The organism is Paraburkholderia sp. GAS206C (assembly GCF_050435645.1).
GTDB classification, from domain to species: domain Bacteria; phylum Pseudomonadota; class Gammaproteobacteria; order Burkholderiales; family Burkholderiaceae; genus Paraburkholderia; species Paraburkholderia phenazinium_B.
Genome location: NZ_JBNDKR010000002.1, coordinates 165,327 through 189,197, shown reverse-complemented (window position 1 = coordinate 189,197; position 23,871 = coordinate 165,327). Strand labels below are relative to the sequence as shown.

Annotated in this window: 21 protein-coding genes; 12 read left to right on the top strand and 9 right to left on the bottom strand. The window is 62.5% G+C overall.

The window, feature by feature from the left end:
- Nucleotides 1-201: 201 nt before the first annotated feature.
- Together P3T20_RS05225 and P3T20_RS05220 are read left to right on the top strand one after the other, a co-directional pair.
- Nucleotides 202-1,512 carry an MFS transporter gene (locus tag P3T20_RS05225; RefSeq protein ID WP_429286273.1) on the top strand — a complete coding sequence of 437 codons (1,311 nt, stop codon included), beginning with the start codon at nt 202-204 and terminating at the stop codon, nt 1,510-1,512.
- Between the two features lie 19 nt (nt 1,513-1,531).
- On the top strand, nt 1,532-2,560 hold the full coding sequence (locus P3T20_RS05220) for a histone deacetylase family protein (RefSeq protein ID WP_429286272.1): 1,029 nt from the start codon (nt 1,532-1,534) through the stop codon (nt 2,558-2,560).
- Nucleotides 2,561-2,591: 31 nt separating this feature from the next.
- On the opposite strand, the gene P3T20_RS05215 is transcribed toward P3T20_RS05220, so the two are convergent.
- The 6 genes from P3T20_RS05215 to P3T20_RS05190 form a co-directional block, all read right to left on the bottom strand.
- Nucleotides 2,592-3,800, bottom strand: coding sequence for a chromate transporter (locus P3T20_RS05215; protein WP_429286666.1), 1,209 nt, complete (start codon nt 3,798-3,800; stop codon nt 2,592-2,594).
- Nucleotides 3,801-3,970: 170 nt separating this feature from the next.
- Nucleotides 3,971-6,340: a bifunctional diguanylate cyclase/phosphodiesterase gene (locus P3T20_RS05210; RefSeq protein ID WP_429286271.1), complete on the bottom strand. Its 2,370-nt coding sequence runs from the start codon at nt 6,338-6,340 to the stop codon at nt 3,971-3,973.
- Between the two features lie 483 nt (nt 6,341-6,823).
- Nucleotides 6,824-7,708 carry a PhzF family phenazine biosynthesis protein gene (locus P3T20_RS05205; protein ID WP_429286270.1) on the bottom strand — a complete coding sequence of 295 codons (885 nt, stop codon included), beginning with the start codon at nt 7,706-7,708 and terminating at the stop codon, nt 6,824-6,826.
- A 289-nt stretch (nt 7,709-7,997) separates the two neighbouring features.
- The gene (locus tag P3T20_RS05200) at nt 7,998-8,462 is read right to left on the bottom strand and encodes a RidA family protein (protein ID WP_074265415.1); all 465 of its coding nucleotides are present in this window, start codon (nt 8,460-8,462) and stop codon (nt 7,998-8,000) included.
- Nucleotides 8,463-8,556: 94 nt separating this feature from the next.
- Nucleotides 8,557-9,753 (bottom strand): PLP-dependent aminotransferase family protein, encoded by a 1,197-nt coding sequence (locus P3T20_RS05195; protein WP_429286269.1) that lies wholly within the window; start codon nt 9,751-9,753, stop codon nt 8,557-8,559.
- A gap of 143 nt (nt 9,754-9,896) precedes the next feature.
- Nucleotides 9,897-10,622 carry a VOC family protein gene (locus P3T20_RS05190; protein ID WP_429286268.1) on the bottom strand — a complete coding sequence of 242 codons (726 nt, stop codon included), beginning with the start codon at nt 10,620-10,622 and terminating at the stop codon, nt 9,897-9,899.
- A gap of 185 nt (nt 10,623-10,807) precedes the next feature.
- Between P3T20_RS05190 and P3T20_RS05185 the strand changes: the two genes are divergently transcribed.
- The gene (locus P3T20_RS05185) at nt 10,808-12,262 is read left to right on the top strand and encodes a PLP-dependent aminotransferase family protein (protein WP_429286267.1); all 1,455 of its coding nucleotides are present in this window, start codon (nt 10,808-10,810) and stop codon (nt 12,260-12,262) included.
- 68 nt (nt 12,263-12,330) lie between these two features.
- The gene (gene htpG, locus P3T20_RS05180; RefSeq protein ID WP_429286266.1) at nt 12,331-14,229 is read left to right on the top strand and encodes a molecular chaperone HtpG; all 1,899 of its coding nucleotides are present in this window, start codon (nt 12,331-12,333) and stop codon (nt 14,227-14,229) included.
- 106 nt (nt 14,230-14,335) lie between these two features.
- On the opposite strand, the gene P3T20_RS05175 is transcribed toward htpG, so the two are convergent.
- Nucleotides 14,336-14,605: a hypothetical protein gene (locus P3T20_RS05175; protein WP_074265412.1), complete on the bottom strand. Its 270-nt coding sequence runs from the start codon at nt 14,603-14,605 to the stop codon at nt 14,336-14,338.
- A gap of 241 nt (nt 14,606-14,846) precedes the next feature.
- Between P3T20_RS05175 and P3T20_RS05170 the strand changes: the two genes are divergently transcribed.
- Both P3T20_RS05170 and P3T20_RS05165 read left to right on the top strand, forming a co-directional pair.
- Entirely contained in the window at nt 14,847-16,679 is a 1,833-nt protein-coding gene (locus P3T20_RS05170; RefSeq protein WP_074265411.1) for a tetratricopeptide repeat protein, read from the top strand.
- The gene (locus tag P3T20_RS05165; RefSeq protein WP_074265410.1) at nt 16,645-16,824 is read left to right on the top strand and encodes a hypothetical protein; all 180 of its coding nucleotides are present in this window, start codon (nt 16,645-16,647) and stop codon (nt 16,822-16,824) included. Before P3T20_RS05170 ends, P3T20_RS05165 begins: the two co-directional genes overlap by 35 nt.
- Here the strand turns inward: P3T20_RS05165 and P3T20_RS05160 are convergent.
- The gene (locus tag P3T20_RS05160; RefSeq protein ID WP_074265409.1) at nt 16,821-17,324 is read right to left on the bottom strand and encodes an OmpA family protein; all 504 of its coding nucleotides are present in this window, start codon (nt 17,322-17,324) and stop codon (nt 16,821-16,823) included. The two genes, P3T20_RS05165 and P3T20_RS05160, sit on opposite strands and share 4 nt — an antisense overlap.
- A 239-nt stretch (nt 17,325-17,563) precedes the next feature.
- Between P3T20_RS05160 and P3T20_RS05155 the strand changes: the two genes are divergently transcribed.
- Both P3T20_RS05155 and P3T20_RS05150 read left to right on the top strand, forming a co-directional pair.
- Complete coding sequence (locus tag P3T20_RS05155) at nt 17,564-18,244, top strand: chorismate--pyruvate lyase family protein (RefSeq protein WP_429286265.1); 681 nt, start codon at nt 17,564-17,566, stop codon at nt 18,242-18,244.
- A 5-nt stretch (nt 18,245-18,249) separates the two neighbouring features.
- The gene (locus P3T20_RS05150) at nt 18,250-18,786 is read left to right on the top strand and encodes a DNA-deoxyinosine glycosylase (RefSeq protein WP_074265407.1); all 537 of its coding nucleotides are present in this window, start codon (nt 18,250-18,252) and stop codon (nt 18,784-18,786) included.
- Between the two features lie 15 nt (nt 18,787-18,801).
- Here P3T20_RS05150 and P3T20_RS05145 read toward each other — a convergent pair whose 3' ends face one another.
- Nucleotides 18,802-19,497 (bottom strand): mobilization protein, encoded by a 696-nt coding sequence (locus P3T20_RS05145; protein ID WP_074265406.1) that lies wholly within the window; start codon nt 19,495-19,497, stop codon nt 18,802-18,804.
- Nucleotides 19,498-19,733: 236 nt separating this feature from the next.
- Between P3T20_RS05145 and P3T20_RS05140 the strand changes: the two genes are divergently transcribed.
- The 4 genes from P3T20_RS05140 to P3T20_RS05125 all read left to right on the top strand — a co-directional run bounded on the left by P3T20_RS05140 (nt 19,734) and on the right by P3T20_RS05125 (nt 23,855).
- Nucleotides 19,734-20,648, top strand: a complete 915-nt coding sequence (locus P3T20_RS05140; protein WP_074266163.1) for a spermidine synthase — start codon at nt 19,734-19,736, stop codon at nt 20,646-20,648.
- 166 nt (nt 20,649-20,814) lie between these two features.
- Nucleotides 20,815-21,054 (top strand): DUF3311 domain-containing protein, encoded by a 240-nt coding sequence (locus P3T20_RS05135; RefSeq protein ID WP_074265405.1) that lies wholly within the window; start codon nt 20,815-20,817, stop codon nt 21,052-21,054.
- Entirely contained in the window at nt 21,051-22,601 is a 1,551-nt protein-coding gene (mctP, locus tag P3T20_RS05130) for a monocarboxylate uptake permease MctP (RefSeq protein WP_074265404.1), read from the top strand. The genes P3T20_RS05135 and mctP overlap by 4 nt, the downstream gene beginning before the upstream one ends.
- Nucleotides 22,602-22,703: 102 nt before the next feature.
- Nucleotides 22,704-23,855, top strand: coding sequence for an FUSC family protein (locus P3T20_RS05125; RefSeq protein ID WP_083611454.1), 1,152 nt, complete (start codon nt 22,704-22,706; stop codon nt 23,853-23,855).
- Nucleotides 23,856-23,871 lie beyond the last annotated feature (16 nt).

The following is a 23,871-nucleotide window of genomic DNA, read 5'->3' as shown; positions in this document are numbered from 1 at the left end:
CAGTTGAAGTATTAGCCAGATTTATATCAAGAATAATAACTCGAAATTTGACTAATGTTTTATGGCTGCCGATAAACGATCTGTACACCTTTAAAAGTGTGCGCGGCGCGCGCGACCCGGCGGCGCCACAATCGCCACAATCGACAGGCATGTCAGTCGCACGCTCCCGCAGAGGGGCGGCGAACCAGCCAAGGAGCGCTCATGAACCAGCCTGCAATCCCCGCCCGTCAACCGGCACGCGCGGCGACCGCCGCGTTTATCGGCACCATGATCGAGTGGTACGACTTCTACATCTACGCTACCGCCGCCGCTCTGGTGTTTGGCGCGCTGTATTTTCCATCGCAGGATCCGTTTGTCAGCACCATGGCGTCGTTCGCTACGTTCGCGGTGGGCTTCTTCGCGCGCCCGATCGGCGGCCTGATCTTCGGCCACGTGGGCGATCGTTTCGGCCGCAAGAAAGCCCTGATGACCACGCTGATGATGATGGGTATCGCCACGGTCTGCGTCGGCCTGCTGCCTGACTTCTCGAAGGTGGGCGTGCTGGCTCCCGTGCTGCTGGTGTTGCTGCGCGTGGTGCAGGGTCTTGCCGTGGGCGGCGAGTGGGGTGGGGCGGTGCTGATGGCGGGCGAACACGCCCCGCAGGGGCGTCGCACGTTCTTCGCGTCGTTCGCGCAGCTTGGCAGCCCGGCAGGGTTGATCCTGTCGCTGGTGGCGTTTCGCGCGGTGACTTCGCTTGACAAGGCCGACTTCATGTCGTGGGGCTGGCGTCTGCCGTTTCTGGCGAGCTCGGTGCTGCTGGTGGTCGGCGTTCTGATCCGCCTTGGCGTCAACGAGTCGCCGGAGTTTGCTCAGGTGAAGGAAGCGAACAAGACCGTCAAGCTGCCCGTCGCCGAGGTGTTCAGCTCGGCGTGGCGGCTCGTGCTGCTGTGTATCGGCGCAAACACGATCGGCATTGCAGGCGTGTATTTCACCAACACGTTCATGATCGCTTATACGACGCAGTATGTCGGAGTGACACGCTCCCTGATTCTCGATTGCTTGTTTGCCGTCGCGATTATCCAGTTGTGCGCGCAACCGGTCGCCGCGTGGCTTGCCGAGCGCGTCGGCAGCGCGCGTTTCCTCAAGTTCGCTGCGCTCGCTGCGATGCTCTCGCCTTATCCGATGTTCGTGCTCGTGCAAAGCGGCAGTGTCGTACCGATGGTGATCGGCATTGCGATTGCAGTAGTCTGCATGTCGAGCTTCTATTCGGTGATCGCAGGCTTTGTCAGCGGGGTGTTTCCAACGCGTGTGCGTTATTCCGCCATCTCCCTCTCGTATCAGGTGTGCGGCGCCGTGGCGGGCGGTCTGACGCCGCTGATCGGCACTTATCTGGCCCATCGCTTCATCGGCCAATGGTGGCCGCTTGCTGTGTTCTACACTTGTCTCGCAGCTATCTCGCTGTTGTGCATCGCTGCACTGGACGCGCGTCGTTCGCAGCGCGCCGATGTGGCTGAAGCGCTGCGCGCCAGCTGATCTTCTTTCGGCAAATATCATGCAAACTTTCTTCCATCCTGAACAGCTGAAACATCATCCACGCAGCTACTTTTCGCGCGGGCAGATGCGGCCGGCGCAGGAAGTGCCCGAGCGTGCCGCGCACCTCGTTGCGGCGGTGAAGTCGCTCGGCTTTGAAATTCATGAGCCGGTGGACGGCGGCCTCGATGCCATCGCCGCAGTGCATGACATCCACTACCTGCGTTTCCTCGAAGAGGCGCACGCCGAATGGATGCAAATGTCCGACGACTGGGGCGACGAGGTCATGTCGAACATCTATGTGCGCGAGCCGAATCCGCTGCGCGGCATTCTCGCTCGGGCAGGGCGCTACCAGGCCGACGGCAGTTGCCCGATCGGCGAACACACGTGGCGTGCCGCTTACTGGTCGGCACAAAGCGCGCTCGCCGCGGCTACGGCGGTCAACAGCGGCGTGCGTGAGACGTACGCGCTGTGCCGCCCGCCTGGTCATCATGCGCGGCGGGACGCGGCCGGCGGCTTCTGCTATCTGAACAACGCGGCCATCGCGGCGCAGGCATTGCGCAAGCAGTACGGGCGCGTCGCGATTCTCGACACCGACATGCACCACGGCCAGGGCGTGCAGGAAATCTTTTACGGCCGCGACGACGTGCTCTACGTATCGATTCACGGGGACCCCACCAACTTCTATCCGGTTGTGACCGGCTACGAGGACGAGCGTGGCACGGGCGCAGGAGACGGCTTTAACGTCAATTTCCCGATGCCGCACGGTTCATCCGAGGATGTGTTTTTTGAACGCGTCAACGACGCGCTACGTGTGCTCAAGCGTTTCGAGCCGGATGCGTTGGTGCTGGCGCTGGGCTTCGATATCTACAAGGACGATCCGCAATCGCATGTGGACGTGACGACCGAAGGTTTCGGTCGTCTTGGCGCGGCCATCGGCGCGCTGGCGTTGCCTTCGGTGATCGTTCAGGAAGGGGGATATCACCTCGAGAGTCTCGAGTCGAATGCGCGGGCGTTCTTTGGCGGATTTGCCGCGGCGCGCTCGCGCTGAGCGCAAGGGTGCGGCGTCGAGAGACGCCGGCCTACGCGATCGCCGCATAAGCGAGCCACAGCCCGCACGCACCGGCCACCGTACCGTACACGATATAGACCGGCACCTTGAGCTTGGCAAAGCACATGCACGAGAACAGCGCGGTCACCACGTACTGTGGCTGCAACGGCACGCGCTGTGCAATCCGCAATACGGCGACCGCGAGAAAGGCCGTGGTCACCGCGCGCAGAATCCGCATGCCGTGCTCGAAGCGCGGATTGGCCTTCAATTGATGCAGGTTGCGTTGCGCCAGCACGACGAGGCAGCCTGACGGCACGAACAGTGCGAGCGTGGCGATCAACGCGCCAGGCCAGCCATCGACAAGGTAGCCGAAGAACGGCACCACATTCAGCAACGGTCCGGGCGACATCGGCGAGAGCGAGAAGGCCAGCGTGAAATCGTTATCCGATACGCCTATGCCTGGCGTGACAAAGAGCGCCTTCAACACCGGCAACGCAGAGAAGCCACCGCCGAATAGCGTCATGCCCGCGCCTGCGAGCCGCGGCCACAGCAGCGCGAGTTCGTAGCGATGCGGGAGTGGGATAGCGAAAAGAGCCAGCAGTACGCACAGGGCAGCCATCAGTTGCAGGTCGCTGCGCGCAATCGAGATATTGAGCCTCGCCTCGCGCTCGGGACTGTTGAACCAGCCCACCGCAAATGCCACGCCGAGCATCGCAACGTAAGCGGCCGGGCTACGTGCATAGAAGAGTATGACCCAGCCGAGCAGCGCCGCAATCCACGCCACCTTGCCGCGCACGAGCGCGCGCGTCTGCTTGTACCAGGTCACCGCGATCAGCGTGCCCAGTACGACGCTAAAGTGATTGAGAAGGGTTTGCGATGCGACGGCCCGTACGAACGGCGTACGGTAGAAAATCGCGAAGAGCGTCATCAGCATGAAGAAGGGCAGCACGCTGGCGATGCCTGCGACCCATGCGCCCGCTCGTCCGCGTAACGCGTGACCTACCTGCACGGCGACGTTGCAGCCCACTGGACCGGGCACCATCCATGCCAGCGCGATCAGATCGGAGAACGCCACCCGCGACAGACGGCCTTCGCGCTCGACATAGTGGTTCTCGAGTTGCGCCATCAGCGCGAGCCCACCCCAAGAGAGCGCCGACAGGCCGCACACGACCCGGAACAGCGTCCACAACGGTTCCCGCTCTGCGCGTCCGATGGCGTCCTGGCTCGTGATCATGTACATGGCGGTCCGCACGCCGGACATTCCGGACATGCTGTCTGAGTAAGGCTGAACAGGTTGCGCGCCAAGCCTCGGCGGGAAGGCGCGTGGAATGCTTCAGTACTCTTGAATATATCTGTAAATGCGAATGTGTGCACCGCAAGGCTGTCGCGCGCGTCGGGCCGCGCCGCAGCTTAAGCCGATAGTCCGCTGGTGCTCGACGTTGTGCTGGCGTTGTCGGCAGTCGGCTCGCGGGCAATGCGCCGCTCCGGCATGCCGCAGACGCCAAAGCGATCGAGCAGTGCCGGAATGGCGTCGACGGGAACCGGCCGTGAAAACAGGAAGCCCTGCGCTTCGATATGACCGAGCGCTGCAAGCCAGGCGATCTGTTCTTCCGTCTCAGTGCCTTCCACTACCACCGTGAGCCCGAGCGAACGCGCGAGGTTGACGATGGCCGTCACCATCACGCAGACGCTGCGGTCGCCAGGAATGGCCTGCACGAACGAGCGATCGACCTTCAGCGTATCGACGGAGAAGCGGTTCAGATACGACAGCGACGAATAGCCGGTGCCGAAATCGTCCAGCGCGATGCGCACGCCGAGGCGCTTGAGCGCGAAGATTTTCTCCGAGACCAGTTCGGGATATTCCATCATCGCGGTCTCGGTAATCTCGAGTTCGAGGCGGCGGGCGGAGATGCCCGTTTCCTCGATCGCATGTGAGATGGTCTGATAGAGGTCGCCGCGCCAGAACTGCACCGCCGAGATGTTCACCGCCAGCGACAGCGTGTCATACCCCTGCTGTTGCCACAGCGCCAGTTGACGGCAGGCGGTCTCGATCACGAAGTCGCCGATCGGCACGATCAGGCCGGTCGACTCCGCCACGGGAATGAATTCATTGGCCGGAATCAGGCCATGCTGCGGATGGTTCCAGCGCACCAGCGCTTCGAAGCCAGTGATGCAGCGCCGCGTCAGGTCGATCTTCGGCTGGTATGCGAGGAACAGCTGACCTTCGGCGAGCGCCACACGCAGTTGCTGTTCCCACTTCATCAGGTGATCGGCACGATGCGACAGTTGCGGCGAATAAAACTGGTAGCAATTCTTCCCGGCGTCTTTCGCGCTGTACATCGCGAGGTCGGCTTTTTTCAGCAGGTCGATTTCGCTTTCGTTCGGCACCGAATAGAGCGCAATGCCGATGCTCGCATGCAGCACGAAGGCGCTGCCGCGCACTTCGAACGGCTTGGCGAAGACTTCGGCCGCGGCCTCCGCGAGATCGACGGCGCGCTTTTCGACGTCATCGCCTTTGATCACAACCACGAACTCGTCGCCGCCGATGCGGCTCAACGCACCGCCGTCGCCGACTGCTTCGGACAGACGCGACGCGGTCATCTGCAGCACGATGTCGCCGGCGTTGTGACCGAGCGTATCGTTGACGGTCTTGAAGTTGTCGAGGTCGATAAAGAGAATCGCGAGCCGGCCCAGGTTCGTCGGGTTGGCGACGTCGTGGCGCAAGCTCTGCAGCGTCGCATAACGGTTGCGCAGGCCGGTCAGCAGATCGTATTCGACCAGATGCGTCATCTCGCGCTCCCGGCCGAGCAGCTTGCCGATCAAACCGGTGGCCACCGCAAAGAAGCTGAGCATGGCGAGCGAAATGAAACTCGCCATCAGCAGATAGACGTCGCGGGTGTGGTTGTAGTCGGCGAACTCTTCGGCTTGCGAGAGGCCCACCAGCACGCCGAGCGGATAACCGTCGATGTGCCGGTACGAGAAGATGCGCGTGACGTTGTCGATCGAATCGACATAGGTGCCCGACACATGCTCGGAAGTCGGATACGAACCGCTGGCGGAGAACTTGCCATTGGCGGCTTCGGCGTTGCCGGTGCGGCGCGCGAGCACCGTGCCGTTGTCGGAGACCACAGCGATTACACCGTCGTGGCCGATCGCCGCATTGTTGTAGAAATCGCTCGTAAAGTAGCTCGGATCTTCGGAGACCACTACGACGCCCGCAAAAGAACCGTCCGGGTGATTGAGCCGGCGTGTCATCTGCAGCGTCCACTGTCCCGACACGCGGCCGAGCACCGGCTTGCTGATGTAGAGGTTGTCGTCGTTCTCGTGCTCGTGCACCTTGAAGTGATCGCGGTCCGACAGGTCGATCTGCTTGGGATTCTGTTCGGTCGTGTTTGAAACCAGAATGCCGTGCTCGTCGATGATCGAAACCTGCACCAGGGTGTCGCTCTGCACGACGCCTTTCTCAACCGTGCTGGCGAGATCGAAACGATCCGGGGTCTTCTCGAACTCGTATTTGACGAAGCGCGTGATCTGGTCGACCTGATGGATGGCCTTGACCGTATGCTGTTCGAGCGCTGCCGAGAGGATCGCGGCAGAGGCCATCGCCTCACGCGAGGTGGCGTCTTTTTCGACCGACAGGCGCGCGAAGATAACAGTCCATAACAGCACCAGCACCAGCACGCCGAGCGCAGGAATGGCGAGCAGCGCGCGCCGGCGCGGCACGACCGCATCGGGGCGGTGTCTCGCGTCGCGCACAGCTGAGAAGCGGGGCTGACTCATCGGGAGGACCGCGCCCGTGTGCCGTTCCGCAGCGGCTTCGCATACATCGACTGCGCTGGTTTCGAGATTGGCTGCATGGTGAGCGAGGTGCCGGGACTACTGCGCAGGAGGAAAGAGCGTGGCGTGTTGCCAGATCGTCCGTAGGGCGTTGAATACGTTTCGATATTACTGAATGCCAATGGATTAAGGAAGGGGCCATGCTGCGGGTATACGCGGCCCTCGACAGGCATACGTACACAACCTCTGACGGGCGTGCAGCGGCCGTAGCAGGCGCCGCGCCGGGTAAGCGTTTTCGAAGGGTTCGTCGAGGCGAGACTGACCTCTACCCCAAAGTGCTCGCCATCCTTACAGCCGTACGACATGGAGTTGTCCTGACGAGGCGTTTTGTGGACAAGCTTGGCTCAAATGGGCGATCGCCGCTCAAGTGTTTTTTGCATGCAATATGCGCGAGGCTTTCGCATTCCTTCGGCGCGCCGCTACGAGTCAGGGCAACCTGAACGTGCCGTCGACTACCGTGACCGCTGGTCCACCGATCCACGTCTTGCCGGCAGCGTCGTCATAGCGCACGGATACCTGGCCCGCGCGACCCAGCAGGGTGCCTTGGCGGACTGTGTAGGAAGCCCCCGGCCGTCGTTGCTGCGCGCTCAATAGTCCGGCGATTGCTGCGTTCGCACTGCCGGTTACCGGGTCTTCACCCGTGCCGAGACCGCCGCCCACCATCAGGCAGCGCACTTCGAAAGTGGCGGGGCCGTCAGGATCATGTGGACCGTAGACCGCAACGCCATGGGTGCCGACCGCTTCGACGACGCGCTTGAGTGCTGCGGCATCCGGCTTGATGGCGAGACAGGCAGCGGCCGAATTCACCCGCACGACGAGCCATGGTGCACCGTTGTCGATACCACAAGGTGCCGCGCTGAAATCGATCGCTTCGGTACGCAGCGCATCCGTCAAGGATGTGTACAAGTCTGTCGGCAACGGCGTGACACGCGCGCGTGGCGCAACGAAAGCCCATGCACCGCCTGCTTGCGCGTTCAGTTCCACGAGGCCGGCACCGCATTGCTGAAACAGTTTGCCTGGCGTCCTGGGCTGATAGCCGCTTTCGAGCAAGGCATGAGCAGTGCCGATAGTCGGATGGCCCGCGAACGGCAACTCGCCTTCGACGGTGAAGATGCGTACGTGATAGTCCGCATCCGGGTGGGTCGGCTTGACGAGGAACGTGGTCTCGGACAGGTTGGTCCAGCGGGCGATGGCCTGCATCTGGGCGCCGTCCAGGTCGTCGGCCTCGAACACGACTGCAAGCGGATTGCCTTTGAACGGCACCGGAGTGAAAACATCAACCTGCTTGAAGCGGACAGTGCGAGCGGACATTTGGCCTAGCGTTTGATTTATTGAGCAATTGGCTGACGCAGCGATCGATTCTACTGTGGGATCAGCCTTCGAGCCACCGGCTTCGCGTGAATTTTTGTGCAGTTTTTTGCGTGTTTTTATTGGCTCAATTGACTAGCGGCGGAACAGGCATATTGAACGGCGTCAATTGGCGAAAATGGATGGTAGCGATACGCGCGGCGCAATCCACAAAAGAAAACGCGCCGTAAGTGCGCGAGCACTTCACGGCGCGTGACAGAGCGTGGTGGGACGCTCCGGTAGCCGGACTGCTTTACTCCACTTCGGCGATCATCTCGATCTCGACGCAGGCGCCCAACGGAATCTGCGCCACGCCGAAGGCCGAGCGTGCATGCTTACCGCGCTCGCCGAACACATCCGCGATCAGCTCGGACGCACCGTTGGTGACGAGATGCTGCTCGGTGAAATCGAGCGTCGAGTTCACGAGGCTCATCAGCTTGACGATCCGCTTGACGCGATTCAGGTCGCCCACGTGCGCATGCAGTGTGGCCAGCAGGTCGACGGCGATCGAGCGCGCGGCTACCTTGCCTTCTTCCGTGGTCAGGCTGTCACCGAGCTTGCCGGCCCACACCTTGCCATCCTTCTTGGCAATGTGGCCCGACAGATACACCGTGTTGCCGCTCTGCGCGCTCATCACGTAGGCAGCTGCGGGGGCGCCGGCGGTAGGCAGTTCGATACCCAGTTCCTTCAGCTTGTCGTACACATTTGCTTGAGTCATTGCAGGTCCTTGCTAATGAGTAAATGGGTGAATGGTGAGTGGTAAGCGGGTGAGAGCCGTGGCGGTTGCCCGGCTCACGCCCGCCCGAACTCGTTCAAACGCGCGCGCGGATCAGCGCTGCGAGGCGGCTCACGCCTTCGTCGATCCTGGCGGGCGGCACGGTGACGAACGACAGACGCAGCGTGTTGTGCTGCGCCTCGTCGGCATAGAACGGACCGCCCGGCACGAACGCGACATTCTGTGCAACGGCTTCTTCGAGCAGCTTCATGCTGTCGACCTGCGTGGGCAATTTCACCCACACGAACATGCCGCCTTCGGGCCGGTTCCAGCTTACGCCTTCTGGCATATAGCGTTCGAGTGCCGCCAGCATCGCCGCGCACTGATCGCGATACAGCGCGCGGATGGTCGGCACGTGGGTGTCGAGAAAGCCGTCCTTCACCACTTCATGCACGATGCGTTGCGTGAAGCTCGGCGTGTGCAGGTCGGTGGCCTGTTTGGCCTGGACGAGCTTGAAGTGCAGTTCCTCGGGAGCAATGATGTAGCCCACGCGCAGGCCCGGGGCGAGCACCTTGGAGAACGAACCGAGATGGACGATATGGTTCGGCGCCATCGACAGCATGGTGGGCAGCGGTTCGCCGGCGTAATCGAGTGCGCCGTACGGATCGTCCTCGATGATCGGAAACGGCGCGCGCGGGGCCAGTTCGGCGAGGGCGCGGCGGCGCTCGAGCGGTAGACGGCGGCCAGTCGGATTCTGGAAATTCGGCTGCGTGTACAGGAGGCGTGCACCGGCCGTCAGCTCGGGCGTGAGCGCCGAGGGGAGCAAACCGTTGTCGTCAGTCGCGACCTGGACGTAGCGCGGCTCGTACATTGAAAACGATTGCAACGCGCCGAGATACGTCGGTGTTTCGACCAGCACCGGACTGTCTGGGCAAACCAGCACCTTGCCGAGCAGATCGAGCGCCTGCTGCGAACCGGTGGTGACGAGCACCTGCGAGGCGCGGATCTGCGCGCCGTTGACCGAGTGGCGGGCGGCGATCCATTCGCGCAGCGGGAGATAGCCTTCGGTTGCACTGTATTGCAGCGCCGCGGCGGGCGAATCGCGCAGGATCCGGTCCGATGCCTCACGCATTCTTTCTGCAGGGAAGGTGGCCGGGGACGGCAGGCCGCCCGCGAACGAGATGACTTCGGGCCGTTCGGTGACCTTCAGGATTTCGCGAATCGCCGAGCTGGTGAGCTTGCGTGCGCGTTCGGAAAGTTGCCACGTGGGGGCTTGAAGGTCGCTATGGTCCATGTTGTCCTCGACAGGTGTTGCTGGATCGGATTCGTCAAAAGCTTCGATTATCGCGCGAGTGGCCTTGCCACGGGCGCGTCGCAAGGCGCACTGCGCCTTGGTTTGCTGCGGCGAGCAGCGCGCTCGCGTTAATGCTCGTGCAACTATTTCAGGGTGCGCAGGCCGTTCGGGGTTTCGATTTCGGCCACTAGCGTTGCGGTCTTGACCGTACCTTCGCCGTCACCTTTGCCCTCGGCAATGTCCGGCGCCGACAGGGCGATCAGGTGTGCCGCGCCGAGCCAGCGCAGGTGGGCCGCCACGGTCTCCGCCTGCGGGTGAATGCCCTTGAGCGACTTCAGCGCCAGTCCGGTTTCCGGCAACACGTCCGAAGGGTGCTGCGGCGTGTCCCACTGAATCAGCGTCGGCACGATGCCGTCGCCGGCGCCTTGCCAGCCTGGGAACGCACCGTCGTCCGGCACTGACAGCCCCCAGGTGAACACACCGCGACTCATTGGCACGACCGGCGGGATCCGCTGCGGATACTGCGCCTGCCAGCGCGGCAGGTCCTTCGGCCGCTCGACACGCACAACCCAATGCGACAGATAGGGGCCACTGGCGAGGCGCGCGTGGGTCGCCGCGGCATCGAGCGCGAACAGGCGCGGGCGGGCGTCGGCGCCGCTGGCGGGTGCCTCGGCGTCCGGATCGACTGCAATCACCTCGAGATACACGCCATCCCACAGATTCAGCAGCCGGTTGTGGGTGCGCATCAGCGGATGCGAACCGCCGCCGGCCGGCTCCACGCCAAGCGTGTCGGCGACATACTGGGTGCCCTCGTCGAGCGTGCGGGCGGAAATCACGAGGTGGTCGAGTCGAAGCGTGTGTGCGGTCATGGCGATGTACAAAACGGATTCTGCGCTGGGGCCGGCAGACCTGCGGGAAGGCAGGCGGTGTGCCGGGGCCGTAAGCATAACCGTTTGCTGGCGCGGGTTGGCCCTTCAGCCCAAATGTAGCGTTGCCCACCTGCACAGTAACGGTACAATCGTCCCGATAGTGTTCGGTACAGTTGGAGCCTCCTATGTCTGCCGCGCTCGACCAGATTCCCGCCCCGCACGACGCGTCTTCGTTGACGCTCGTCGATCAGCTCGTCCAGTGGGCACGCCGCCGCATCGAGGAACGCGTGTTCCGCGCCGGCATGCGCATGCCGTCCATCCGCAAGCTCGCGCTGGACAAGGGCGTGTCGCGCTTTACGGTGGTGGAGGCCTACGAGCGGCTCGTCGCCCAAGGCTACCTCGATTCGCGGCGCGGCTCCGGTTTCTACGTGCGCGAACGTCTGGCCGCTCCCATGCCCGGCGAGCGCCGTCAGAACCCCGAAGCCGCGCCCGCCACGAAGACGATCGACGTCGTCTGGCTCCTGCGCAACATGCTGCAGACTTCGACCCGGCCGGAACGCGGCCCCGGTCTCGGCTTCCTGCCGAGCCGCTGGCTCGACGGCGAACTGATCACTGGCGCGCTGCGCACGCTGGGCCGGCAAAGCGGCGCCCAGATGCTCAGTTTCGGCACGCCGCAGGGCTTCCTGCCGCTGCGTCAGCAGTTGCAGACGCGGCTCGAGGAGCTGGAAATCGGCGCGTCGCCGGATCAGATCGTGCTCGCCTCGGGCATCACCCAGGCGATCGACCTGATCTCACGCATTTTTGTGCAGCCCGGCGACGCGGTGATTGTCGGCGACCCGGCCTGGTTCCAGATGTTCGGCCGCTTTGTCTCGCAAGGCGCGCACCTCGTCGGCATGCCGTACACACCGGACGGGCCGGATCTGGATGCGTTCGAAACGCTGGTGCAGATGTGGCGCCCGAAAATGCTGGTGATCAACTCGGTGCTGCAGAATCCGACCGGCACCTCGCTCACCGCTGCGCAGGCCTTCCGCATCCTGCGGCTCGCGGAAGAATACGATTTCATCGTCGTCGAGGACGATGTCTACGGCGATCTTTGCCCACCCGGTTATCCGGCTACGCGTCTTGCGAGCCTCGACCAGTTAAAGCGCGTGATCTACCTCGGCAGCTTTTCGAAGACACTGGCGGCCAATCTGCGGGTCGGTTTCATCGCCTGTTCGCCGGCGGTCGCGAAGGCCGTCACGGACCAGAAAATGCTGGTCGGCATGACGAGCCCCGAACTCAACGAGCGCGTGCTGTACAAGATCCTCACCGAAGGCCACTACCGGCGTCACGTGGAACGGCTGCGGGCGCGCCTCGACGGCGTGCGCGACAAGTCCGCGCGGATGCTCGAGAAGACAGGGATGAAGCTGTTCCAGACACCCGGCGCGGGCATCTTCCTGTGGGCCGATACTGGCGTCGACTCGGACGTGCTTGCCGCCGCCGCGCATGAGGCCGGCTTTCTGCTGACGCCGGGCAGCCTGTTTTCGCCGCAGCAGTCGCCGTCGAGCTGGACCCGCTTTAACGTCGCCAATTGCGGCGATCCGGCGCTGCCGGCCTTCCTGTGCCGCTATCTGGATGGCGTCGCGCGGCGCGCCTCTTGAAATCGTGGCGATAGTACCCAATTAGCCCCCGATCCGAATCAACCGCAACAGAGAAAGGAAGTCCGACCATGGCACAAGAAACCATGAGCTTTCAGGCAGAAGTGAAACAGCTTCTGCAACTGATGATTCATTCGCTGTACAGCAACAAGGAAATTTTTCTGCGTGAGCTGATTTCGAACGCATCGGATGCTGCCGACAAGCTGCGTTTCGAAGCGATCGAAAACAATGCGCTCTATGAAAACGACCCGAATCTGCGGATTCGTATTTCGTACGACAAGGCCGCCCGTACCGTCACGATCGACGACAACGGCATCGGCATGAGCCGTGACGAAGCGGTCTCGCACCTCGGCACGATCGCGCGTTCGGGCACCAAGGAATTCTTCGGCAAGCTCTCCGGCGATCAGCAAAAAGACGCGGCATTGATCGGCCAGTTCGGCGTGGGTTTCTATTCGGGCTTTATCGTCGCCGACAAGATCACCGTCGAAACGCGCCGTGCCGGTTTGTCTGCGGCCGAGGGCGTGCGCTGGGAAAGCGCCGGTGAAGGCGATTTCGCAGTGGAGACGATCGAGCGCGCGCAGCGCGGCACGACCATCACGCTGCATTTGCGCCCCGAGGAAGACGAACTGCTGTCGTCGCACCGTCTGAAGTCGATCATCCAGAAGTATTCGGACCACGTCGCGCTGCCCATCCTGATGCAGAAGGAAGAATGGGATTCGGAAAAGAGCGAGATGGTCACGAAGGACGAGGACGAGACCGTCAACCAGGCGAGCGCGCTGTGGACCCGTTCCAAGAACGACATCACCGACGAGCAGTACAAGCAGTTCTACCAGCATCTGTCGCACGACCATCAGGAGCCGCTGACGTGGACGCATAACCGCGTCGAAGGCCGCAGCGAATATACGCAACTGCTGTACGTGCCGAGCGCGGCGCCGTTCGACATGTGGAACCGCGATCATCGCGGCGGGCTGAAGCTGTATGTGAAGCGCGTCTTCATCATGGACGACGCCGAGCAACTGCTGCCCACCTACCTGCGCTTCATCAAGGGCGTGGTCGACTCGAGCGATCTGCCGCTGAACGTGTCGCGTGAAATCCTCCAGGAAAGCCGCGATGTGAAGGCGATCCGCGAAGGCGTGACCAAGCGTTCGCTGTCGATGCTCGAAGATCTGGCAAACGCCGATAACGACGCCGACAAGCAAAAGTATGCGACGTTCTGGAAGGAATTCGGTCAGGCGCTGAAGGAAGGCGTGGGTGAGGATTTCGCCAACAAGGACCGGATTGCCAAGCTGATCCGCTTCGCCTCGACGCATAACGAGTCGCCTGAGCAGACGGTCTCGCTGGCGGATTATGTCGCGCGCATGAAGCCCGAGCAGACCAAGATTTACTACGTGACCGCCGATACGTTCCAGGCCGCGACGCATAGCCCGCACCTCGAAGTGTTCCGCAAGAAGGGCGTGGAAGTGCTGCTGCTGACCGATCGCGTCGACGAATGGATGCTGTCGTTCCTGAATGAGTTCGACGGCAAGCCGCTGCAAAGCGTCGCGCGTGGCGACCTCGATCTGGGCGCATTGAACGACGAGGAAAAGCAGGCGCAGGAAAAGGTCAGCGAAGAGTTGAAGCCGCTCGTCGAGAAGATGAAGGAAGCGTTGAAGGACAAGGCTAAAGACGTGCGTTTGACGTTCCGCCTGACCGACTCGCCGTCCTGCCTCGTGGCCGACGATGGCGAGATGAGCGGTTACCTGCAGCGCATGCTGAAGGCCGCCGGTCAGCAGGCACCGTCGTTCCATCCGATTCTGGAAGTGAACCCAGAGCACGCGCTGGTGAAGACCCTGCATACGGATAGCGCGAACTTCGACGACTGGTGTCATCTGCTGTTCGACCAGGCCATGCTTGCAGAAGGCGGCGCGCTGGAAGATCCGGCGAGCTTCGTCAAGCGGACCAACACGCTGCTGTTGGCACGCGCAGGTTAAACGCGATCGAGACGCCGGTTTTTTAGGCGTTAGTCGTAGGTTTGAAAATAGGCTCAGGGAAATGCGCTGCTTCACGGCAGCGCATTTTTTTTGCCGATGCAGCTACTTAACTTGCAGGTGCCTGCTCGTGCCGACGAACCTGCGCGAGCACCGACCCGGCCAGTTCCCGCGCTTCCATACAGGCGTTGTGGTCGGCCAGCACTCTGGCTGCCAGGCTGCCAATAGCCGCGCTAGTCTGCTTCGCCGTGTGATGTTGCGCAAGCGCAGAACCCGCCAGTTCTTTTTCCAGATGCGATGAACTAGGCCGCGCGAGCACGACCGCAGCCAGATGCGCAATGCGATCAGATGTTTCTTTTAGGCTCTGATTCAATTTCATTTCCTTTGCGATTATTCTTAATGTGGATTAAAGGGGTGAGTCGCGTTCGGCCGAACGAAAATCAGTATGGTTTACTAACTAAAATTTATCAACGCGATTAATTTGAGATCTGAATATGAGATGCGCTAGCGCAAATTCGTCATATGCTGTGGCGCTCCGGCCCCGGACGCACGATCGATCTTGAAGGGATCTCTGTGTGTGACGGCCCGAGGTCTCATCGTCACCTTCTTCAATTTCTTCCATGTCCGAAACAAACGCAGTCACGCTGGATGATCCCGTTTATCTCGTGTGGTCCGCCCTTTGCGAGCTGGGTTTCGACGCTGCTCAGCATCGCGCAGTCGCGCTGGCGCAAGACGGTGTGACACCGCAGATTCACGCGGACCTGTGCGCGAGCGCCGGGCAATTCGAGCAGGCATATCACAGCGCCTCGCTGTCCGGCGGCGAAACCCTCAGTGGCGGCCGCTATGCGCGGCTCGCGCTGTTTGCCGATGCGCTCGGCAAGCAAGATGTCGCAAAGCGCTACAGCGAACTGGCGGTGGGGGCGCAATCCGTTGAGGCGTCGATCCAATGGATTGCGTGGCTGATCGACTCGTGCCAGGCGCATTCGGCGGCAGCGCATATGCTGCGTGCTTACGGCCGGCATGCGCCTCAAGATGGGCGTGCGCCCTGGTGGCTCGCTATTGCGCTCTCGTCGATGCCGGGTCCTGTGGCGAGTGCGGAGCGACGCGAGGCGCTCTTGCGAGCCTATGCGCTCGATCCGGCGATTCATCCCGCGCTGCCGTTGCAACTGGCGCTGGCGTATCGCGAGATTCGCGATTGGGACACGGTCGAACGTGTGTGTCGTGAGGTACTCGCGAAGCACCCTGCCGACGCGGAAATCTCCTGGCAACTGAGTCACGCGCAATGGCAGCGCAACGACGCCGCCGGCGCCGAGGCGACGATGCGCGCAGTCGATGCGGCAGCGCCCGGCAATGCGGCCGTTCTCGCCGCCATTGGTCAGTACCTCGCCGAGCAGGCGCGCTACGATGAAAGTGAAGCAATGCTACATGCCTCGCTTGCGCTGGACCCGGATGCCGCCTTGCCTGCCGTCGATCTGGCCGACCTGGAGTTGCGCCGAGGCGACTGGTCGGCAGCGTGGCCGCGTTTCGAAGCGCGCTTGAAACGCGACGATCGTGAGGTGAACAACATCGTTGCCTTGATGGCGAACCTGTGTCCGCGCTGGCGTGGCGAACCGCTCGCGGGCAAGACGCTCGTCGTGCATAGCGAGCAGGGCAATGGCGACGATATCCAGATGGTGCGGTTTCTCCCGGAGCTGGCAGCGCGCGTACACGACGAAGGCGGCCGGTTGGTGCTGGCAGTGCGGCGGGCGCTCGCGCCGTTGTTCCGGCGTTTTTATGCCGATTGCGTTTCGATCGAAGAGGGTCCGCTCGGCAAGCCCGACTTCGGTTTGCCGATGATGAGCTTGCCGCTCACGCTCGGTTTGCAACTGGACCAGGTGCGCGGTGGGGCTTACTTGCAGGCGGATCCGCAGCGACTGGCGCATTGGCAGAAGAAGGTGAGGGTGGACGATGCGCCTTCGCCCTTGCTGCACGTTGGGCTCGTCTGGTCCGGCAGTCCGACGCACCGCCGCGACGCAAAGCGTTCGATTCCTCTTGCATCACTGGCGCCGGTTCTCGCGCTGCCGGGCGTCGTGTTCTATCCGCTCACGCCGGGGCTGAGTGCAGATGTAGCAGCCATGACAGCGCAGGGCTATCGCGTGCGTGATCTCACTGGGCGCTACGAGGCTGGCTTCGATGACGTTGCCGCACTTGTCGCTGCACTCGATGCTGTGGTGACTGTCGACAGTGCGCCGTTGCATCTGGGCGGCTCGTTAGGCCGTCCGGTACTGGCAATGCTCGATCATGTCTCGCACTGGTGCTGGGGCAACGCGGAAACGCAGCCCTGGTACGACTCGGTTCAGCTCTACAGGCAGCCCGAACCTGGCGCGTGGGCGACGGTGGTCGAGCGGGTGGCGGCACGCTTGCGAACGATGGTGGAGCATGGAAGAACTCGACACGCTGATTGCTCGCGCTGACACCTATCTGGCAGCACATCAGACAAACCAGTCGATACAGCCATACCAGCACGCCGATGCGCTCGAGCGGTTGGCCCACGCATTGAACAGCGTCCACTGCTTCAGGGACGCCATCAACGTAGCGCGCGAGGAGCTCGCTGCCTAGCGTCCCATCAACGTATCCATTGTCTCGCCATGCACGAGGATCTCGGTGCGCCGGTTCAGCGCGCGTCCCTCAGGCGTATCGTTGCTGGCTACGGGATTGTTGTAGGCGTTGCCCTTGGTGCGGATGCGCTCCGTGGCCACGCCGCGTGCCACCAGCGCATAACCCACCGCTGTGGCGCGTGCTTCCGACAGTTGCTGGTTGTACTCGAGCGTGCCGACGTTGTCGGTGTACCCTTCGACGAGGATCGGCTTCTTGCTGCGATTGAGCAAGACCGCCGAACGGTTGATGACTGCAGCCGCGTCGGGACGTATCTCCGACTTGCCGAAGTCGAACAGCGCAGTCTCAGGCAGTTTGACGGAGACGCCGCCGGCAACCGGTTTCACCTCGATGCCCACAGCCTGATTCAACGATGTCTCTTTGGCCCGATCCAGCGGCGCGGCGCAACCGGCCAAAACCAGCGCGGCCATGGCGCACGCGCTTGCACTCAGGAATCTTCTCATCTCTAGTCTTCTCCTTTGGTATCTGATCACATGGCGCGTCCGCGACACATGGAAGAGCGGACCGCCGACTTCGTAACGCAGCGATCTTTTATCGTGCGGGGCGGTGAACGGAGAATCGGAACAGTCCGAAAGCCGGAGATGGGTTGACGCAGGTCAGTCTGGAAGCGAGGTGGTGGGGAACCTTGTAAGCTGCGCGCTGAAAGGCGTATCCCTACACGGCGCCGTTATAATCCGACACCATGGCTATCCGTTTCAATGCCGCTGACGCCCATTGGCGCGTCGCGCCCTTACCCGGTTTCAGCCGGGACCAGAAAGACTGGCTCACCCGCGGTGGCTCGCTCACCGCGCATCTGCGCACGCTCGGCGCCGTTGCGGTGCGGGTCACACGCGAAGCGGTGGCGCTGCCATGGGCCGATGAGTGCGACGCACTTGGCGTCGAGTGCCGCGCACCGGTGTGGGTCCGTGAGGTGGTGTTGTCAGTGGACGGTACGCCGTTCGTCGCGGCGCATAGCATTGCGCCACTGGCCGCGAGCGTTGGCGTCTGGCAGGCCATGCGCAAGTTGCGCACGCGGCCGCTGGCCGAACTGCTCTACAGCGATAGCAGCGTCGCGCGTTCGGCGCTAGTGAGCCGCAGGCTCACAGCGCGTCATCCGCTGTATCGGCTGGCTGCGCGCGAGATTGGTGAGGGGCATCGGCATCCGCAGGCGCTGGTTGCGCGCCGCTCGGTGTTCGAGCGCCATGGCGCGCCGCTGATGGTCACCGAGTGCATGTTGCCCGCCTTGTGGACACATCTGGTGTCTTCCAAGGCCGAATTGTCTGGGCATGAACCGCAGCGCACCCACGTGCGCGAACACGGCCGGCCGCTTGAGCACACCGCGTCGCGTGCCCATCCGGTGCAGCGCGAAACCCGCAAGGGGTAGCTTGCATGACGACGCAAAAGCGCTGCTTTCCTCCCGTCGTGGATGCCAATACGAGAGTCCTGGTTCTAGGTAGTCTGCCGGGCGAAGTCTCGCTTGCGCAATCGCAGTACTACGCGCACAAGCAGAACCGCTTCTGGCATCTGATCGGCGACGTGATTGGCGAGGAGGTTCACAGCCTCGATTACCTCGCGCGTCTGCAGACGCTGCTGCGTCATCGCGTCGGTCTCTGGGACGTCGTCGCGGAGGCGCAGCGCGAGGGAAGCCTTGATAGCCGGATCCGCAACCATGCCAGCAACGACCTGACGGCACTCGTTGAATCGCTGCCTCATCTCGTTGCGGTCGCGTTCAACGGCGGCACGGCTGCGCGACTCGGCATGCGAGCACTACTCGGCGCAGCCGGCAAGGTGGAGTTCATCAGCCTTCCTTCGAGCAGCCCCGCCTACACCGTGCCTTATACGGACAAGCTCAAGGCATGGGAAGCGTTGCGCGGCTGGCTGGTCGAGCCGTCCTCGCCCAAGGTCGTGCAGAGCGGTCGTACCTAGCCGGCCGCACCTAGCCTACACCCCGAGTTTCGCCAACTCGCCATACACGCGCTGCAGCCATATCTTCACGCGTTGCCGCTCCAGCAGACCAAGCCCTGTAGCGGCGCGGTCCGGATGATTGACCGCGGCCCAAAAGCTCGTGCTCTGCTGATCGATCTTCTGCATGGTCGTATCGGGCAGATGACGCAGGGTGATCACGCTGGCGCCCAATGCCTCGGCCCGTGCGCGTTCGCCGGATGCTTCCAGAATCTCGAAGCGATCGCCACGCACTTCGTTCAGAACGATCACCAGCTTGAGACGCCCGCCGAACTGGTCGAGCCATTGCCGCAGCAGATCGACCGAATCGCGGCCGCTATCCATCACATGCCACCACGTCAGCGTGAGGCCACTTTCTTCGGCCACGGTTAGCACGTCTGAATCGTCGAGCCATTTGGCGAGCGGCTGTTGTGTCTGGGCGGCGAGGTCCACCAGAATGCGCCGCTGCGGATCTTCGAGTGCGGCTTCCATCACGGGATCGAGGCTGTCATGCCGGTCCAGCACCGCGGGCGCTGCGTAATCGCCATAGAAGCGCAGCAACGCGCCATGCGAGCGGTCGGTGTCGAAGCCCAGAAACGGCACGTTGGTGTCGATGAAGTACTGCGCCAGCACGCGCGCGACGAGCGATTTGCCCACGCCGCCTTTTTCTCCGCCAATGAAGTGGATGTTGCTCATACTCGAGGATCCTTTGTGGTGGTGTGAGTCTGTCCTGACGACCGTATCAGGCTTCGATGACGGCGCGGCGAAATAAAGTTTCAAGTAATGTAAAGGCCGGATAGCGTGCGGGAAAGCAGATTGCGAACTGGCCGCACACGCTCTGCAAACAGGGTACATGGAAAAGAAATTCGGGTGCTGCGAATGCTATGCTCTCGTTCGACCAAAATATTGCGTCTCTGGCGCGACATCCTCACATGACGAAACTGATCAAGCGCGCTTCGGCCGAGGCCCGTGCATTCCGCAACCGGGAAGCCGAATCGGTCGCCACCCGGCAGAAAACTTTGCGGACAGGCAAGCGCGCGCAACGCGACGAAGACCTTGATGACGCGCCGCAAATCGAAGCGCCACGCAAGCCGCGTTTTGCCCCGGTGACGTTCTCGGAGGAAAGCGGCGTGCGCTATCTGCATTTCGGCACGGAGTGGGTGCAGGGCGCGATGCGTCTGCGCAAGCCCGATCACATCGAACTCGAATACGCGCAGCAGATGATGGCCTGGCTGCTGTTCCTCGAAGCGCCGAAGCGTATCGTACAACTTGGGCTGGGCGCGGCGGCGCTGACCAAGTTTGCGTATCGCTTCCTGAAGAGCTCGAACGTCGAAGCGGTCGAACTGAATCCGGCCGTGGTAATCGCCGCGCGCACGATGTTCCAGCTGCCGTCCGACGATGCCCGTCTTACCGTGCATGAAACCGATGCGTGGGACTTCGTCAACGATCGCACGAACCACGGCACCATCGGCGCGCTGCAGATCGACGTCTACGATGCGACAGCACGCGGTCCGGTGCTCGACAGCGTGGCGTTCTATCGCGCGGTGCGTGCGTGTCTGACGGACGCGGGCCTCGTAACGGTGAACCTGTTCGGGGATCATCCGAGCTTCGTGCGCAACATGAAACGTATGAACGAGGCCTTCGATGGCCGTGTGGTCGCGCTGCCCGAAGTGCATGACGGCAACCGCGTGGCGATTGCGTTTTCGGGCCCGGCACTTGATGTGCCGTTCACGACACTCGAAGCGCGCGCCAGGCTGATTGAAGCCGAACTCGGCTTGCCCGCGCGTCAGTGGATCAAGGGTCTGCGGGAATCGACCGGGCAACACGGCGGGTCGTTCTCAATTTAGGCGGATGAGGCAAGCAGGCGTTGCGTCGGGGTCGCCCCGGCTTGACCGTACCTTTGCGACTCCTATACTCTTTCATTGCTTTCGGGTCGCCCGTGGCTTCTCCGGTATGGGGTTCATTGCCCGTCAACCACGGGACGCAAGTCAATAAAAGGAAAGAGGAGACGTCATGGCTCACGACGCCGACGCCAACAGAGCCAGCAAGCGCTGGCTCTGGTTGCTGTTGCTTCCCTGGATCGCGATGATCTGGGTGCCGTCATATAACAAGGTTGAACCGCAGCTGTTCGATTTCCCGTTCTTCTACTGGTATCAGCTGCTGTGGGTGCTGATCAGCGCGGTCATCACGGCGCTCGTCTACTTCAAGACCAAGCGGCGCGCACCGGATAGCTCGCAAGGGGGCGTTCAATGAATCCCGTCGCCACCTTTGTCTTTGTCCTGTTCTTCATCGGCGTCACGATTCTCGGCTTTATCGCGGCTCACTGGCGGCGCGGCGATCTCGCGCATCTCGAAGAGTGGGGCCTCGGCGGCCGGCGCTTCGGTACCATCGTGACGTGGTTCCTGCTGGGCGGCGACCTGTACACCGCCTACACCTTCGTCGCGGTGCCGGCGCTTGTGTTCGGCGCGGGCGCGACCGGCTTCTTCGCACTGCCTTACACGATCCTGATCTATCCGTTTGCTTTCGTCGTGTTCCCGAAGCTGTGGAGCATTGCGAAACGTCACGGCTACGTGACGTCCGCGGACTTCGTCAACGCGCGCTATGGCAGCCGAATGCTTGCACTGGCAGTCGCCTTGACCGGTATCGTCGCCACCATGCCGTATATCGCGTTGCAGCTGGTCGGTATCGAGGTGGTGATCGGCGCGCTCGGTTTCGACACCAGCGGATTTGTCGGCGATCTGCCGCTCATCATCGCCTTCGCGATTCTGGCGGCCTACACGTACACGTCGGGATTGCGTGCGCCGGCCATGATCGCGGTGGTCAAAGACGTGTTGATCTACGTCACGATCGCAGCTGCGGTAATCGTGATTCCGCCGCAACTAGGCGGCTTCGGGCACATCTTCGCCGCGGTGCCGCCGGCCAAGCTGCTGTTGAAGGCGCCTGACGTGTCGAACCTGAACGGCTACAGCGCTTATGCCACGCTGGCGGTCGGCTCGGCGCTGGCGCTGTTCCTCTACCCGCACTCGATTACGGCGGTGCTGTCCTCGAAATCGGGCAACACGATCCGCCGCAATATGGCGATGCTGCCGGCCTATTCGCTGGTGCTCGGCCTGCTCGCGCTGCTCGGCTTCATGGCGCTGGCGGCGGGCGTGAAGGACATGCCGGAATTCGCCCCGTACTTCAAGGCCTTCGGCCCGAACTTCGCGGTGCCGGCGCTGTTCCTGCATTTCTTCCCGGCGTGGTTCGTCGGGGTGGCGTTCGCGGCGATCGGTATCGGCGCTCTGGTGCCGGCGGCGATCATGTCGATTGCGGCGGCCAATCTGTACACACGCAATATCCACAAGGAGTTCATCAACCGCCATATGACGGGTGAGCAGGAAACCAACATTGCCAAGCTGGTTTCGCTGCTCGTCAAGGTGGGCGCGGTGGCGTTCATTCTCGGCTTGCCGCTCACGTATGCGATCCAGTTGCAGTTGCTGGGCGGCATCTGGATCATCCAGACGCTGCCGTCGATCGTGCTGGGTCTCTACACGCGCATGCTCGACTATCGCGGCCTGCTGCTCGGGTGGGCCGTCGGTATTGCAACCGGGACGTGGATGGCGATCTCGCTGAAACTCGCCGGTTCGATCTTCACGATCCACCTGTTCGGCCTTGCGATTCCCGGCTACGCGGCGGTGTGGTCGCTGATCGTGAACCTGGTGGTGTCGGTGGTGGTGAGCCTGCTGGTGCGCGCCATCGGCATGAAGCACGCCGAAGATCGCACCAACCCGGAAGACTATCTGGACGTCGTCGAAAGCTGATCCTCCGAAGCCATCGTCCGAAAGCGCCCGCAACGAAAAATTGCGGGCGTTTTGCATTTTGGTGCAGGATAGCTACATCGCAGCTTCCGATTTCGCGCGACCATGTCCTCTGCCGATTCTGATTCCGAACGCGATCCCATGATGCCGCGCCGCTCGAGCGCGAGCCGCATCCTCAGGGTTATCACCTCGCCGTATTACCGTTACCGGCACGCCAAGCTGCTACATAGCGTGCGAGTGGGCCTTGCGATGATGGTGTCGATTCTCGCCTCCACCGGCATCAATATTCCGCATGGGATCTGGTCGTCGGTGACGCTGCTGGTGGTGATCGGCGGCTTGCAGCATCACGGCAACATTCGTAAAAAGGCCACCGAGCGGGCGGCCGGCACGATGCTTGGCGCGACCATTGGGCTCGTGCTGATCCTGCAGCAGAACCTGCTCGGCTCGCTGTGGCTGACCTACGTGCTGATGTCCGTCGTGGCGGGGATCTGTGCGTGGTACGCCATTGGCAAGGGAGGGTATGTCGGACTGCTGACGGCGATTACGATGTGCATCGTCGCGGGCCATGGCGACAATCAGATCGACACGGGCCTATGGCGCACGCTGAACGTGCTGATCGGTATTGCGATTGCGCTGGCGTTCTCGTTTGCGCTGCCGTTGCATGCGACTTACTCATGGCGTTACCGGCTCGCGGAAAATCTGCGTGGCTGCGCCCGGACGTACACCCACCTTGTGAACGGTGCGCCGTTTGACGCAGACGAAGAGATCAAGACGTTTCTGGAGTTGAACGCGCGGCTGGTGCAGCTTCGTCCGTTGATGCCTTGGGTAGCCAAGGAAACCGGCGTGCCGCAGGCGAAACTGGAAGAGATCCAGCGTGTTCACCGCTCGATGCTGAGTGCGCTGGAAATGATGGCGACCGGCGCGCTGGCGCACGCGGACATCGCCGCGCGTGCGGCGTTCTCCCGGCAATGCAGTGCCGAGGCGCGCACGGTGCGCGCCATGCTGCTGGCGATGGCGCGCGGCCTGCGTTTCGGCGGTGCGGCGCGCTTTCTGGCGCCTCAGGTGGTGCTGGCCCGTGTGCCGGGCGGTGCGCTGCCTGAGCACCTCGCTCCGGAACTGCAGGGGCCATACTGGCTCGGCGAGCGGATGATCGAGCAGGTCGACCGCTTGCGGGCCTTGCTGCTCGAAACCGAGCCTAACTGGAATATCGAGCGGCACGGCACGGCCGCCCGTGTCGCCGCGGCGAAGCCAGGCTGAGCCGTGTGAGGCGTCG

What these genes read in the sequence shown, in the direction of transcription:
- P3T20_RS05225 (WP_429286273.1), top strand. Translation starts at nt 202, where the DNA reads ATGAACCAGCCTGCAATCCCCGCCCGTCAACCGGCACGCGCGGCGACC.
- P3T20_RS05220 (WP_429286272.1), top strand. Translation starts at nt 1,532, where the DNA reads ATGCAAACTTTCTTCCATCCTGAACAGCTGAAACATCATCCACGCAGC.
- P3T20_RS05215 (WP_429286666.1), bottom strand. Translation starts at nt 3,800, where the DNA reads ATGTACATGATCACGAGCCAGGACGCCATCGGACGCGCAGAGCGGGAA.
- P3T20_RS05210 (WP_429286271.1), bottom strand. Translation starts at nt 6,340, where the DNA reads ATGAGTCAGCCCCGCTTCTCAGCTGTGCGCGACGCGAGACACCGCCCC.
- P3T20_RS05205 (WP_429286270.1), bottom strand. Translation starts at nt 7,708, where the DNA reads ATGTCCGCTCGCACTGTCCGCTTCAAGCAGGTTGATGTTTTCACTCCG.
- P3T20_RS05200 (WP_074265415.1), bottom strand. Translation starts at nt 8,462, where the DNA reads ATGACTCAAGCAAATGTGTACGACAAGCTGAAGGAACTGGGTATCGAA.
- P3T20_RS05195 (WP_429286269.1), bottom strand. Translation starts at nt 9,753, where the DNA reads ATGGACCATAGCGACCTTCAAGCCCCCACGTGGCAACTTTCCGAACGC.
- P3T20_RS05190 (WP_429286268.1), bottom strand. Translation starts at nt 10,622, where the DNA reads ATGACCGCACACACGCTTCGACTCGACCACCTCGTGATTTCCGCCCGC.
- P3T20_RS05185 (WP_429286267.1), top strand. Translation starts at nt 10,808, where the DNA reads ATGTCTGCCGCGCTCGACCAGATTCCCGCCCCGCACGACGCGTCTTCG.
- htpG (WP_429286266.1), top strand. Translation starts at nt 12,331, where the DNA reads ATGGCACAAGAAACCATGAGCTTTCAGGCAGAAGTGAAACAGCTTCTG.
- P3T20_RS05175 (WP_074265412.1), bottom strand. Translation starts at nt 14,605, where the DNA reads ATGAAATTGAATCAGAGCCTAAAAGAAACATCTGATCGCATTGCGCAT.
- P3T20_RS05170 (WP_074265411.1), top strand. Translation starts at nt 14,847, where the DNA reads ATGTCCGAAACAAACGCAGTCACGCTGGATGATCCCGTTTATCTCGTG.
- P3T20_RS05165 (WP_074265410.1), top strand. Translation starts at nt 16,645, where the DNA reads ATGGAAGAACTCGACACGCTGATTGCTCGCGCTGACACCTATCTGGCA.
- P3T20_RS05160 (WP_074265409.1), bottom strand. Translation starts at nt 17,324, where the DNA reads ATGAGAAGATTCCTGAGTGCAAGCGCGTGCGCCATGGCCGCGCTGGTT.
- P3T20_RS05155 (WP_429286265.1), top strand. Translation starts at nt 17,564, where the DNA reads ATGGCTATCCGTTTCAATGCCGCTGACGCCCATTGGCGCGTCGCGCCC.
- P3T20_RS05150 (WP_074265407.1), top strand. Translation starts at nt 18,250, where the DNA reads ATGACGACGCAAAAGCGCTGCTTTCCTCCCGTCGTGGATGCCAATACG.
- P3T20_RS05145 (WP_074265406.1), bottom strand. Translation starts at nt 19,497, where the DNA reads ATGAGCAACATCCACTTCATTGGCGGAGAAAAAGGCGGCGTGGGCAAA.
- P3T20_RS05140 (WP_074266163.1), top strand. Translation starts at nt 19,734, where the DNA reads ATGACGAAACTGATCAAGCGCGCTTCGGCCGAGGCCCGTGCATTCCGC.
- P3T20_RS05135 (WP_074265405.1), top strand. Translation starts at nt 20,815, where the DNA reads ATGGCTCACGACGCCGACGCCAACAGAGCCAGCAAGCGCTGGCTCTGG.
- mctP (WP_074265404.1), top strand. Translation starts at nt 21,051, where the DNA reads ATGAATCCCGTCGCCACCTTTGTCTTTGTCCTGTTCTTCATCGGCGTC.
- P3T20_RS05125 (WP_083611454.1), top strand. Translation starts at nt 22,704, where the DNA reads ATGTCCTCTGCCGATTCTGATTCCGAACGCGATCCCATGATGCCGCGC.